The 13,413-nt window shown below is 61.2% G+C and carries 9 protein-coding genes; all 9 read left to right on the top strand.

What is annotated here, in order from left to right; genetic code table 11:
• Window positions 1-607 precede the first annotated feature (607 nt).
• On the top strand, window positions 608-2,002 hold the full coding sequence (locus tag J4E63_RS11255; RefSeq protein WP_207281999.1) for an alanine racemase: 1,395 nt from the start codon (window positions 608-610) through the stop codon (window positions 2,000-2,002).
• A 14-nt stretch (window positions 2,003-2,016) separates the two neighbouring features.
• Window positions 2,017-3,060 carry a PLP-dependent cysteine synthase family protein gene (locus J4E63_RS11250; RefSeq protein WP_192260732.1) on the top strand — a complete coding sequence of 348 codons (1,044 nt, stop codon included), beginning with the start codon at window positions 2,017-2,019 and terminating at the stop codon, window positions 3,058-3,060.
• Between the two features lie 28 nt (window positions 3,061-3,088).
• The gene (locus J4E63_RS11245) at window positions 3,089-4,237 is read left to right on the top strand and encodes an NAD/NADP octopine/nopaline dehydrogenase family protein (RefSeq protein WP_207281998.1); all 1,149 of its coding nucleotides are present in this window, start codon (window positions 3,089-3,091) and stop codon (window positions 4,235-4,237) included.
• A gap of 46 nt (window positions 4,238-4,283) precedes the next feature.
• Window positions 4,284-6,131, top strand: coding sequence for an IucA/IucC family siderophore biosynthesis protein (locus tag J4E63_RS11240; RefSeq protein WP_207281997.1), 1,848 nt, complete (start codon window positions 4,284-4,286; stop codon window positions 6,129-6,131).
• Between the two features lie 16 nt (window positions 6,132-6,147).
• The gene (locus J4E63_RS11235; protein ID WP_207281996.1) at window positions 6,148-7,392 is read left to right on the top strand and encodes an MFS transporter; all 1,245 of its coding nucleotides are present in this window, start codon (window positions 6,148-6,150) and stop codon (window positions 7,390-7,392) included.
• 15 nt (window positions 7,393-7,407) lie between these two features.
• Complete coding sequence (locus tag J4E63_RS11230; protein WP_207281995.1) at window positions 7,408-8,592, top strand: aminotransferase class V-fold PLP-dependent enzyme; 1,185 nt, start codon at window positions 7,408-7,410, stop codon at window positions 8,590-8,592.
• 789 nt (window positions 8,593-9,381) lie between these two features.
• Window positions 9,382-9,897 carry a sigma-70 family RNA polymerase sigma factor gene (locus tag J4E63_RS11225; protein ID WP_207281994.1) on the top strand — a complete coding sequence of 172 codons (516 nt, stop codon included), beginning with the start codon at window positions 9,382-9,384 and terminating at the stop codon, window positions 9,895-9,897.
• Window positions 9,898-10,875, top strand: a complete 978-nt coding sequence (locus J4E63_RS11220) for a FecR domain-containing protein (protein ID WP_207281993.1) — start codon at window positions 9,898-9,900, stop codon at window positions 10,873-10,875. It begins immediately after the preceding gene.
• 99 nt (window positions 10,876-10,974) lie between these two features.
• Window positions 10,975-13,386, top strand: coding sequence for a TonB-dependent receptor (locus tag J4E63_RS11215; protein ID WP_207281992.1), 2,412 nt, complete (start codon window positions 10,975-10,977; stop codon window positions 13,384-13,386).
• Window positions 13,387-13,413 lie beyond the last annotated feature (27 nt).

Below are 13,413 nucleotides of genomic sequence, written 5' to 3'. Positions count from 1 at the left end.
GAGCTCTCCTGGGTATGCGTCAGTGGTGATCAGCGAAAATTTCATGTACCTCAGGCAGGGAAATCCCGGTCTCGGCTGCGGCCTGTTCCAGCGCTCCTTAATTCCTTTTCCATCAAGGCATTAAGGTACTTCTTCAACTGCGCAAGAACGCTTACAAGCACCTGCAAACAAGCGCTTATGCACGCTCGTTCAGCGAGTAATTATTTAAAATTTTTGAAAACCTTACTTGATAATCGTTCGCGTTAGCAATATGGTTCTCGCCATCGAGCTGATGCAAGCCAATCATCAAAGGAAGTTTTTGTCATCACAGGAAGTGCATAGCGGTGATGTCATTTGAATGCCATTCATTGGCTATTTAACACGGACGCGCCATCCGTCGATGGCGGCTGCTCCGCGCTTCGGATAAACCTTAGGGAATGGGTTTCTTATGCCGTGCTTTATGAAATATTTATTACGTCCGGCCTGATGATTTTATCTTCAGGCTTCGTTTGGCTTACACCGCCAAACACGGAAATTTCTTAAGCCTGAAACGGACGTTTTATATCCGCCTCGACAACAGCGGTTGTCGAACTATGAAAAATGGCATGTTCGACGCCAGGGGTTAACTATGCCTAATGTTTCTACGCCAACATCCAACAACCGAACCAAAGTGCATCAACCCACACTGTTGACACCCCTACTCGACCCGGCGATCGGACAATTTATTCATGATCATTCACAAAGACTTATAGAACTTGTTTCACAACATGGATCACCCCTGAACCTGATGTGGCCCCATGCATTTAAAGCCAATACAACGGCGCTGAAGAGCGTGTTGAAGAAATACGACGTGAATCACGTCATCTTCTATGGCGCCAAAGCCAACAAGTCCCAATGCCTGCTTCGCGCGGCAGAAGATTTGGGTATCGGCGTCGATGTATCGAGCATTCACGAACTGAATGCGGCCCGGCGCGCCGGCACGCCGGGAGCGCTTTTGTGCGCAACGGGGCCGGCCAAAACGGCTGTTTTCCACCGGGCACTGGTAGAGGCTGGCTCACTGATCTGTGTGGATTCGCTGGAAGAATTCGCTCATCTCAAAGCGCTGGTAAAAGCCACGCGCCCTCCCTTACAGGCCAGGGTTTTACTGCGTTACCGGCCGCAGAACTGCCTGGCGAGCCGTTTCGGAATGGGCACCGATGACTTGCTGGAGTGCCTGCGACAATTGACCGAAGAAGGCGAACATTTTCACTTCGAAGGCTTCCATTTCCATCTGGGCGGCTACGGGTACGAAACCCGGGTACAGGCCTTCCGAGAGGTGACCGCCTTTGTCGAGGCGGCGCACGAGATGGGCTTGACTCCGAGCATGATCGACATGGGTGGAGGGCTGCCTATTCGTTATGTCGATCCCGAGATCTATAACAGTTTTCTGCAGAACGACAATAAACCCGGTCATTACTACAACCATTCAGTGCCCGAGTCGTTTTATCCCTATGGCGGCAGTTTGACAGCCAGCCAGTGGTTGGAACTTTTCCTGGAATCCGATCATTCACCCGGCCGTTCGATAGCGAATTACTTAAAGTCACGCAATATCACCTTGTCGTTGCAACCCGGTCGAAGCCTGGTGGATCAAGCCGCCATCTCGGTATTTCGAGTGACCTGCACCAAAAAGCTGGCCGACAATAAAACCGTGATCTTCGTCGAGGGCAGTAGTTTCAGCGCGTGTGAAACCTGGTTCGCGTCTGAATATCTGGTCGATCCCATCTTGATAAGCGCAACGCAATCGCCCCATAACCCGACTCAAGCATACATCGCCGGCCATAGTTGTCTGGATGATGACGTCATCAGTTATCGCCTTATCAACTTCGAATGTTTACCCCAGCCCGGCGACTTATTGATCTACGCCAATACCGCCGGCTATCAGATGGATTTGCTGGAAAACGAATTCCATCGTCACCCCCTACCCCGTCGATTAATGGCGACTTGTTGTACACAAGGCCACTACGCGTTTTCACCTGACTGCTAAAGGGAGTACTTCACATGATACTTAATAAAGTTTCCGACCTGATCGGTAATACCCCCATGCTGGGCATTGATATACCCGACACTAATGCCAGGCTGTTGCTCAAGATTGAAAAGAACAACCCCGGCGGCAGCATCAAGGACCGCATGGCGCGGAACATGGTACTGGCCGCGCTCAAGTCCGGACGCTTGAAGCCCGGCGGCGTGGTCGTGGAGTCCTCTTCTGGCAACACCGGCATCGGCCTGGCCATGGCCGCTGTCGAATTCGGCCTGCATTTTATCGCCGTGGTCGACCACCATGCCGCCCAGGACAAGATCGCCGTCATGAAAGCGCTGGGCGCCGACGTTCGATTTGTCGCCGGCCATTATCGCGAGGATGAAGTCGCGGTAGTCGAGCGCCAACGGATGGCCGCCGAACTCGCGCAACAGATCCCGGGAGCGGTGTTCATGAACCAGTCGGACAACGCCGCCAATGCCGGCGGCTACAGCGACTTCGTCCGCGAAACCATTGCCCAGGTGGAAGGCAAGGTCGGCGCCTACGTCGGTTGTGTCGGCACCGGCGGTTCGATGACCGGCATCGCCCGCGGGCTGAAACTGCACAACCCCGACACCGTGACCGTCGCCGTGGAACCCGCTGGCTCCATTGTCTTCGGTCATCCCGGCTACCCGTACTATCAATCCGGCACCGGTACCCCGGCCGGCGACACCGTGGGCCTGGTGCTCGACTACAGCTGCATCGACCTGGGCGTCCAGGTCACCGATTCCCAAGCCTTCGAAACCGCCCGTTATATCGCTCGCAACCTGGGGCTGCTGGTAGGCGGCTCTACCGGCGGGGCGATTTTCAAGGCCCTGGAATTCATTCACAAAGGTGTGCTGACCGGCAATGTCGTGGTCCCGATCGCCGACGGCGGCGAGAAGTACCTGCACACCGTATTCGACGATCAATGGCTGCAAGAGCGCGACTTGCTCGACCCAGGCGTCGCCGTGCAACTGGACGGCTGGCTGGGCAAGACCCAATGGCTGGAATCCAGTTCTGCGCCGCTGCAATTGAGCGTCGCATGACCCTCCACCCACACAGGAACGCCTCTTCATGAACGTGCTGAAAGTCGCCATTTGCGGCGGTGGCAGAACCGGCCATCTCAATGCCGTCCTGTTCAAGCAATTGCCTGATGTCCAGGTGTCGCTGCTCACCAGCAATCAGGACATCGTCGACCTCCACGCCCGCCAACCCCCCATGCAGGCGTTGATGCCCGATGGTTCGACGCTGAGCGCGCGGCCGGACCGGGTGAGCACCGAGGCAAAAGTCGCCGTCGAGGACGCCGACATCGTCATCATCACGGTGCCGGCCCATGCCCGGCCGCAGGTCCTGCAGGACATCGCACCGTACCTGAGCACGACCAAGCCGGTGTACGTCGGTGCCATTCCAGGCTTCTGCGGTTTCGACTGGCTGGCCCAAGCCACACTGGCGGATAAACCGAACCTGGTGATCTGGGGCATGAAGGACGTCCCGCACACGGCGTTCGACCTGAAACCCGGACGCTCGGTGAAGATGGGCGGCGGCAAAAGCCAGTTGTATGTCGCCACCCACGCCCGGGAAACCCAGGCGTCGCGCCAGCAGCTCCAGCAAATGCTCAGCAGGCTGTACGGCCCTTGCGTGACCCTGCTCGACCATTACCTGGAGATCACCCTGACCCCGGGCAATCCGATCATGCACAGCTCGGTGATCTACGGCTTGATCGGCCCTTACGGCCAGTGGCACCGCAAGATCTTCCCGCAACGCCTGTGCTGGTGGACCGAGTGTCCGGAACTGGGCGCCTATTTCCTCGAACGCATGGATGAAGAAAGCCAGAACCTGTGCGCAGTCATCAGCCAGCGCATGGGCGTGGACCTGTCCTCGGTCAAGTCCTTGAAACAGGAGATCGTCGAGGCCTACGGCGAGCAGATCCGCGACCGCAGCAGCATGCTATCGATCCTGCGCACCAACCGGGCCTACAACGACATCCTGGCGCCCATGGTGCCGGCCGACGGCAACCGCCCCGGCTATGTCATCGAGCGCCAGAGCCGAGCCTTCAATGAAGACGTCGCCTATGGCCTGGTCCTGCTGGTGGAAATGGCCAAGCGTTTCGAACTGAAAGTCCCCTACATCGAGGAAGTCCTGCAGTGGAGCATCGCCTACATGGAAGGCTTGCGCGACTCGGCGCTGGACTACTTCCCGACCCACTGGCCGCGTTCGGCCTGAACCTGGCTTCACCCTCTTCCTTATTCATCGACGAGCAGATACCGATATGGATGACTTCAAGACACTGGTCACTTATTCACGCAAAAACGCCATGCGACGCTTGGTTCGTTGCCTGTTTGCCGAGAACATCCTGGACCGTTCGGCCCTGAGCTTTTCCGCGGACGGCAGCGAGGCGACCTACCCGTTGAAAAATGCACGGGCCCAGCTGTTTTTCTCGCAGATTACCCTGGCCCCCGCCGACACCTTGATCAGTGACGGTGACGTGGTCCTGCTGACCGACGAAGGCGTACGCCAAGTCATTCACAGCCATCAGGACTTGCTGGACGTGCTGCGCGACAGCTTCGACTTCGAACCCAGCGACGAAGGCGTGGCCGGCCTCAAGTCGGACATGGAAAACAGCCTGATGAACGATGCCCACGCCCGCCAGCATCGCCAGCAATGGAACGCGCGCCTGGCCCAGGCCGCTGAAAGCCACGGGCTCGCCAGCCTGACCGACTACCTGCGCCAACACACCAGCACCAAGGACGCCGCGATCCTGTTGGACCAATGGGGGTCGCTGGAAGGCCATCCGTATTATCCGACCTGGAAATCCCGTCCAGGTCTCAGCGATGCGGAAGTCGAACAACTGTCCCCCGAGTTCAACGCCCAGGTCCCCTTGCGCATCGCCGCATTGCGCGCCGACATGGCCAAAAGTGAAAGCATGCCCCACGTCACCAGCTACCACCGTTGGTTCGCCAGCAACTTCCCGGCGCAATGGGCGCAGTGGACCGCCGCCCTCAATGCCAAGGGCCTGGACGAAAACCAATGGCTGCCGCTGCCCATCCATGCCTGGCATCTGCAGGCCTACGTACTCAAGACCTTTGCCGCGGAAATCGAAGCCGGCATCCTGATCACCGAGGGCCCCGACCTCCAGACCCTGCCGACCATGTCCTATCGGACCATGATGCCGGTGCTGGACGAGACCGCGCCGCTGATCAAGTTGCCCATCGCCGTGTGGATGACCAGCGAGCTGCGCAGCCTGCAAGCCAAGTCGATCCACATGGGCCCGCGGATCAGCACGGTGATCACGAAAATCCTCGCCGCCGAAAACGGCTTCGACCAGCGCCTGGAGATCTTCCCGGAAGAGATCGGCGTGCGGTACCGCAACGCGATCACCCAGGACGACGCCCCCGGACGACACCTGTCAGTGGTCTATCGCGCCAGCCGAGCGGCGTTCGAACGCAACGACGATTGCCTGCCCATCACCGTGGCCTCGTTGTTCACCCGCCTGCCCGGCGGCCGCCCGCTGTTTACCGACCTGATCGAGCGCGATGGGGTTCGGGCCGATGCCCAAGGCGTTGAAGACTGGTTCCGGCAGTACGCCGCCGTGGTCACCCGCCCAGTGGTCGCGATCTACCTGATGTACGGCATCGGGCTCGAAGCCCATCAGCAAAACACCATGGTGCTCTTTGCCCCCGATGGCAAAGCGCGTAGCCTGCTGATCCGCGATTTCGGCGATGGCAGAACCTACGCGCCCCTGCTGGAGGAACGCGGGTACACCTTGCAACCTCATGTGCAGCCGGGCATCTTGCCGACCGTGTTCGTGGAAGATATCGAACCGGTGCGCATGTTCGTGCTCGACGCGGCGTTCCTCACCCACCTGCACGAGATCGCCTTGTGGCTGACACGGGAGTACGGGTTGGACGACACGCGACTGTGGCGCGTGTTGCGCGAGGAAACCGAGGCGGCGTTCGAAGCCGTGCGCGAGCGTGTCGCCGCGCCATTGTGGGAAACCGAACGCCAGGCGTTCATCCAGGACCCGTGGCCGACCCGATCGTTGCTGCGCATGCACCTGTTGCAGTACTCCAACTATCGTTTACAGCACACGCTGACCAACCCGCTTGCGAGCGTTTAACCACCGAGGCTGAGTCATGTCCCACGCAGGTGCCATCCAGGGTTCGAACGTCAGGATCCTGATTTACCTTCTATTCGCGATCCAGCTCATCTCCATGGGCGCGATGGAAATGAGCGGACCGTTCTGGCCGGTCCACCTGCGCGGGCTGACGTCCTCGGAGTCGGTCTTCAGTTTCGCCAGCATCGCCGTGTATGTCGGGCCGATGCTGGGCATCATTCTGACCAGCGCCTTCTGGGGCCGTATCGGTGATCGCTACGGTCACAAGTTGATGATGATCCGCGCCCTGGCGGGCCTGTCATTGACGCAGCTCGGGCTGGCGCTGTGCAGCGATATCTGGGTCATCCTGGTGCTGCGCTTCCTGCAGGGCGCCTTTGCCGGGTACATCGCCCCGGCCCAGGCCTATGGCGTCAGCATCGAGGCCCCCTCGCGACGGGCGCGGCTGTTCGCGATCCTGCAAATATCCACCAACGTCGGCTCATTGCTCGGCGCGGTGGTCGGGGGCCTGATCCTCGACTACGCCACCTTCTTCTGGATCAACATCATTGCCTCGGCCTTGTGCGCGGTGTGCACGGTGGTGGCCGCCGTGACCTTGCCGGACGTGCCACCGGTGAAAAAAGTCGCGACCAGCCAGGCCCCGACGACAGCCAGCCGTACCGACAGCGTCTGGCAAGGATCGCCATTGCTGTCATTGCTGTGGGTCATGGGCATCCTGCTGTTGGCCCGGATGCTGCCACAGACCTCATTTTCCTTGTATGTGAGCTCGGTATTCGACGTCAGCAACTCAGTGGTCGGCCTATGCTACGGCTTGCTGGCGCTGGGTTTCATCCTCTCGGCCACCGCCTGGTCGCGCTATTTCGAACACCGTACCCAGCAGGACACCTTGCACCGCATCATCTACGTCGTGCTCGGTTGCATCGCCCTGACCGCCCTGGCGGGGGTCACGCGCAATGCCATCGTCTTTGTCGTCGTCTACTTCATCTGGGGCGTGCTGCTGGGGGCTACCACGCCGGTGCTGATGGCGCTGATCTCGAAATCCGCCGACAGCGCGCGCCAAGGCCAGGTGCTGGGCATTGCCCAGGGCACCGCGCAATTCGCCTCGATCGCGGGCATCTCGGCCGGTGGGTTGCTCAGCCAGGTCTACGGTCTGCAGTACACCTACCTGTTCGTTTGCCTGGCCTATGTGTTGGCCCTGATTCCCATCGTTGCCTTGCGTTACTGGCCCGCGAGCCTGCAAGCCAGCCCCGCCCCACCCGGGGACTGATCAAGGAGTTTCCCTTTGAACGTTGAACAACTGCGCGCCGATACGCCCGGTGTCGCGCATCTGGTCCATTTCAACAACGCCGGTGCGGCACTGATGCCTGAACCGGTGATCGAGGCCGTGACCAACCACCTGCAACGGGAGGCGCGCCTCGGTGGTTACGAGGCCGCCGGGCAACAGGCCGCGGCGCTGGACAATGTCTACAACGCCATTGGCCGCCTGATCAACGCCCAGCCCGACGAAATCGCGGTAATCGAAAACGCCACCCGCGCCTGGGACATGGCCTTCTATTCATTGCCGCTGCGGCCCGGCGATGTGGTGCTGACGTCCACCACCGAATACGCCGGCAACTACATCCCCTACCTGCAACTGAAGAAACTCCGCGGTATCGAGCTGCGGATCATTCCCAACGATGAGCACGGCCAGGTGTCGCTGCCGGCCCTCAAGACGCTGCTGGAGGATGATCGCGTCGCCTTGGTGTCCTTGCCGGTGATTGCCACCAACGGCGGACCGGTCCAACCCGTCGAACAGATCGGCGCCCTGGCACGGGCCGCCGGGGTGCTGTTTCTGCTCGATGCCTGCCAAGGGGTCGGGCAAATGCCGATCGATGTGAAACGCATCGGCTGCCACATGCTCGCCGCGACCAGCCGCAAGTACCTGCGCGGCCCCAGGGGCATGGGTTTTCTCTATGTCGAAAAGGCCCTGTGCCAGAACCTTGAGCCGGTTTTTCTCGACCTGCATGCCGCCTCGCTGCAAACACCTGACACGTTCAGCCTGCGTGGCGATGCCAAGCGTTTCGAGAATTGGGAATGCAACGTGGCGGCCAAGCTCGGGCTCGGCGCGGCGGTGGAATACGCTCTGGCCCAAGGCATCGAGCCGATGTGGCAGCGCATCCAACACCTGGCCAGCCATTTGCGCGAACGCCTGACGGCGATTTCGACGGTGACGCTTCAAGACCAGGGCACGCTCCAATCCGGCATCGTCACATTCACTCACCGACACGGCAGCGCGACCCAGGTCCAGCAATGGCTGGCGGGCCAGGCCAAACGGATCAACGTCAGCACATCGACGTTCCGCTCGACGATGCTCGACATGCAGCAACGCGACTTGCTGGAAGTCAGCCGCGCCTCCGTACACGCCTACAATACCGAAGCTGAAATCGACACCCTGGTGGCCGCGCTGGCGCACCTGCCGCGCACCTGAGGGATGGTTCAGGGCTTTGCTCAAAAACGGTGGGAGCGAGCCTGCTCGCGATGGCGTCGGCACAGTCAACATCCCCGCAAGCTGACACACCGCTATCGCGAGCAAGCTCGCTCCCACAGGGGATCGATGGTGGACGCCTGATCTGTGAACGCTCAAAAAACTGTGGGAGCCGAGCTTGCTCGCGATGGCGTCGGTAAATCCAGCATCTCTGCAAACTGATGTACCGCTATCGCGAGCAAGCTCAGCTCCCACAGAGGATCAATGGTGGACGCCTGATCTGTGAACGCTCAAAAAAAACTGTGGGAGCCGAGCTCCCACAGGGGATTCGGGGTGTATCTCAATCTCATCATCATCCCGAAAGCGGTGGGAGCGAGCTTGCTCGCGATGGCGCCGGCACAGCCAACATCCCCGCAAGCTGACACACCGCTATCGCGAGCAAGCTCGCTCCCACAGGGGATTCGGGGTGTATCTCAAATCTCATCATCCCGAAAACGGTGGGAGCGAGCTTGCTCGCGATGGCGTCGGCACAGTCAACATCCCCGCAAGCTGACATACCGCTATCGCGAGCAAGCTCGCTTCCACAGGGGATTCGGGATGTATCTCAAATCTCATCATCATCCCGAAAACGGTGGGAGCGAGCTTGCTCGCGATGGCGCCGGCACAGTCAACATCCCCGCAAGCTGACACACCGCTATCGCGAGCAAGCTCGCTCCCAGTCGATGCCGCTTGCGTCGCGAGCAAGTTGTCCTTTAGCATTGGGAATACTTCTCAATTGCAAAAAACGCAGCCATGAGCGAAACCCTGCCCGCGAACAACGACCATCATCTGCGCGTGATCGAAGACCTGTACGCCGGCCATCACGGCTGGCTGTACAACACGCTGAAGAAGAAGCTGGGAAACGCCATGGATGCGGCGGACCTGGCGCAAGACACCTTCACGCGCATTCTCGCCTCCCAAGTCACGGCCATTGACCAGCCTCGGGCCTACCTGAGCTGCGTGGCCAAGGGCATTCTCATCAATTGGTATCAGCGCAAGGCCCTGGAACGTGCCTACCTGGAGGCGCTCGCGCATTTACCGGCCCAGGAAGTGCCGTCCCCTGAATTGCGCTTTCTGGTGCTGGAAACCCTGCACGAAATCGACGCCATGCTCGACACCCTCCCGGCGCCGGTCAAGCGGGCATTCCTGCTGTCGCAGATCGGCGGCCTGAAGTACGACGACATCGCCCAACAGCTGAACGTCTCGCTGATCACGGTCAAACGCTACATGAAGCAGGCATTCGTGCAGTGCTTGATGCTGGTGGAATGAATGCTCACTCGTCGCCGTGAGCCGCCGCTCGACCCCAAGGCCCTCGAAGAAGCCGCCGAGTGGCTGATGCGCTTGAGCGAAAGCGACCTCAGTGACACCGAGCGCGCCGAATGGGAATGCTGGAGGGCCAGCAGCCCCGAGCGCGGCCGGGCCTGGTCTCGTGCGCAATTGCTGCAAAGCAAGCTCGGCGGCTTGCCACGAGCATTGGCGATGTCGGCGTTGGATCGCCCAAGCAGCCCCGAACGACGCGCGGCCCTCGGCAAACTGGCGCTGCTGCTGGCAGCGGTGCCTGTCGGTTGGGGCAGTTGGAAACTGGCGCAATCGCAGCAATGGTCCGCCGACTACCGCACCGCCATCGGCGAGCGCCGCGAGTTGACCCTGGCCGACGGCTCTCACCTCACCCTCAATACCGACACGGCCATCGACGTGCTGTTCGACACCCGCCAGCGGCTCCTCCATGTGCGCGAAGGGGAAGTCCTGGTGCAGACCGCGCCGGATGCCTCACCACAGGCCCGACCGTTCCTGGTCAGCACCCGCGACGGCCGGATGCAGGCCCTGGGTACGCGGTTCATCGTGCGCCAACTGCCATCGCGCACCCATCTGGCGGTACTCGAAGGCGCGGTGCGGATTGAATTGACCGAGGCTCGCCAGGCCGCGCCGCTCATCGTCAACGCCGGACAGCGCACCGACTTCTCATCCCAGGCCTTCGGCCCGTTGACCCCGACAGATCGCAACGCCAGCGCCTGGACCCAAGGCATGCTGATGGCCGACAGGATGCGCCTGGCGGATTTCGTCGCCGAACTGGCGCGCTATCGCCGCGGCTTCGTGCGTTGCGACCCGGCCATTGCCGAGCTGCGGGTGTCCGGCGCGTTTCCCATCAGCGATACCCAGCGCACGCTCAACATGCTGGTGCAAACCTACCCGGTCCTGGTCACCGGTCATTTGAGCGGTTACTGGGTGACGCTTTCCCCGGCCTGACCCCACAAAAATTATTTGCTGCTCGGGTGATACTTTTTTTGATCTCAACTGGCAAAGAAAGGAATAACCATTTCATCTCGTCCATAGGGTCATCCATCCATGCTCGTTGCGCGGCCCCTGCGTCCGGATCGTCCGTCCAAGCCCGTCATGCGCAGTGTGCTGTTGAGCCTTGCGTTGAGCACGGTCACCGGGCCGTTCGCCTTCGCCGCAGTGCCCGCACAACTGGAAGCCGTCGCCCCCCGCGCCTATGACATCGCCCCGGGGCCGCTCGGCCCTGCCCTGTCGAGCTTTGCGGTGACCGCCGGCATTGCCTTGTCATTCCAGCCCTCGATCACTGAGGGCCTGGTCAGCCCGGGGCTTTCCGGCACTTATCCGGCAACGCAAGCACTCACCCATCTGCTGGCCGACAGCGGCGTGGAAATGGTTGCCCGCGACGATGGCAGCTACACACTGGTGCTGCGCCAGGTGTCCCTGCCGCAGATCAGCGTCGACGCCGCCGGCAGACGCAGCAGCGACCTGCCACCTACCGACGCCAACGGCCAGGTCGCCCGCGGCGCACGCCTCGGCCTGCTGGGCAACGCCGATGTGATGGATGCACCGTTCAGCGTCAGCAGCTACACCTCGACGATGATCAGGGATCAACAGGCAACCACCGTGGGCGACTTGCTGGAACGCGACGCTTCGGTGCGCTCCACTGGCCAGGCGGGCGGCATCGTCGATTCGTTCTTCATCCGCGGTTTTCCGTTGGGGGAAGGCAACCTCGGGGAGTTGGCTTTCGACGGCGTGTATGGCGTGGCGTCCAATTACCGGGTGTTCACCGATTACGCCGAGCGCATCGAACTGGTCAAGGGGCCCGCCGCGCTGCTGTATGGCATGTCGCCCAACAGCGCCGTGGGCGGAGTGATCAACGTGGTCCCCAAGCGCGCCCTCGACGAGGACCTGACCCGCTTCACCAGCCGCTACGCCACGGACTCGCAACTGGGCGGCCACCTCGACGTCAGTCGGCGCTTTGGCGAGGAACGCCGGTTCGGGATCAGGCTCAACGGTAGCCTGCAGCAGGGCGACACGGCCATCGACAAGCAGTCCCGAGACGTCGGTACCGGCGCCATGTCCCTGGATTACCAAGGGGATCGCCTGCGCATGACCCTGGACCTGATCAGCCAGGATGAAAAATTCGACGCCGCCTCCCGCCCTTTCCTGATCGCCCCTGGCGTGCAAGTTCCCTCCGCCGCCAACGGCCGCACCAGTGTCAGCCAGGACTGGGGGCGCTCCCGGGCCCGGGACAAATCGGCGTTGCTGAGTGGCGAGTACGACCTCAGCGACCAGCTGACCCTGTTTGCCCACGCTGGCGGCGGAAAATCCGAGGTCGAGCGCATGTCCGACCAGACCCCGACCATCATCAACGCCGCCGGCGACACGTCATCGGTTCCCGGTTATTACAAATTCAACGTCCAACGCTACACCGTCGATGCCGGCGCGCGCCTGGGCTTCGACACCGGGCCGGTCAGCCACCGCGCGGTGCTGCAAGTCAGCCGTTATCGCGATGAATTGTCCCGGGGCATTATTTCCGGCCCCGCCATCCTCTCGAACATCTATCACCCGGTCGATCGACCCAGGCCCAACATCGCCGAACCTCACACGCCAAAAGTCTCCGAGAGCGAACTGTCGGGCGTCGCCCTGGCCGACACCTTGTCGATGCTCGATGAGCGCCTGCAACTCACCCTCGGGTTGCGCCGGCAAAACATCCAGTCGGACAACTACAACACCACCGTTGCCACCCCGTCCTACGACAAAAGCAAGACCACGCCACTGCTCGGTATCGTCGCCAAGCCCTGGGACCATGTCGCGCTGTACTACAACTACATCGAAGGCCTGAGCAAGGGCGACATCGCGCCGGCTGCCGCCACGAACGCCGACGAAGTTTTTTCACCCTACATTTCCCGCCAGCAGGAGATCGGGCTCAAGCTCGACTACGAGCGTTTCATGGCCACGCTGGCGCTGTTCCAGATCAAGAAACCCAGCGGTGAATTGTCGTCCGGGGTATTTTCGGTCCAGGCCCAGCAACGCAACCGTGGCGTGGAACTGAACCTGTCCGGCGAGATTGCCCGGGGCACGCGCCTGCTCGGTGGTGTGACGCTACTCGATGGGGAGCTGACCCGCACCAGCGTGACGGCCAACCGCGGCAATACACCGGTGGGCGTGCCCAAGGTCCAGGCCAACCTCTGGGCCGAGTGGGACACCCCGGGCATCGATGGGCTGACACTGACCAGCGGCGCGATCTACACCGCCAGCCAGTACGTCGACCAGGCCAACACCCAGGAACTGGATGCCTGGACCCGCTTCGATGTCGGTGCCCGCTATGCCACGCGCATTGCCGAACGGCCCACGACATTCCGCGCCACGGTGCAGAACGTCTTTGACCGCGCCTATTGGTCGGGGGTCGCGTCCTATGGCGCGTTTTCCCAAGGCGCACCGCGCACGCTGTTGTTATCCGCCACCGTTGATTTCTGAAACCTGCGGGCCGGGGCGGCGACTTGC

This window comes from Pseudomonas sp. FW300-N2F2, assembly GCF_017351655.1.
GTDB classification, from domain to species: domain Bacteria; phylum Pseudomonadota; class Gammaproteobacteria; order Pseudomonadales; family Pseudomonadaceae; genus Aquipseudomonas; species Aquipseudomonas fluorescens_AA.
The sequence above is the reverse complement of the archived record's forward strand: the minus strand, read 5'-3'. Positions and strand labels throughout refer to the sequence as shown.

What these genes read in the sequence shown, in the direction of transcription:
- J4E63_RS11255 (WP_207281999.1), top strand. Translation starts at nt 608, where the DNA reads ATGCCTAATGTTTCTACGCCAACATCCAACAACCGAACCAAAGTGCAT.
- J4E63_RS11250 (WP_192260732.1), top strand. Translation starts at nt 2,017, where the DNA reads ATGATACTTAATAAAGTTTCCGACCTGATCGGTAATACCCCCATGCTG.
- J4E63_RS11245 (WP_207281998.1), top strand. Translation starts at nt 3,089, where the DNA reads ATGAACGTGCTGAAAGTCGCCATTTGCGGCGGTGGCAGAACCGGCCAT.
- J4E63_RS11240 (WP_207281997.1), top strand. Translation starts at nt 4,284, where the DNA reads ATGGATGACTTCAAGACACTGGTCACTTATTCACGCAAAAACGCCATG.
- J4E63_RS11235 (WP_207281996.1), top strand. Translation starts at nt 6,148, where the DNA reads ATGTCCCACGCAGGTGCCATCCAGGGTTCGAACGTCAGGATCCTGATT.
- J4E63_RS11225 (WP_207281994.1), top strand. Translation starts at nt 9,382, where the DNA reads ATGAGCGAAACCCTGCCCGCGAACAACGACCATCATCTGCGCGTGATC.
- J4E63_RS11220 (WP_207281993.1), top strand. Translation starts at nt 9,898, where the DNA reads ATGCTCACTCGTCGCCGTGAGCCGCCGCTCGACCCCAAGGCCCTCGAA.
- J4E63_RS11215 (WP_207281992.1), top strand. Translation starts at nt 10,975, where the DNA reads ATGCTCGTTGCGCGGCCCCTGCGTCCGGATCGTCCGTCCAAGCCCGTC.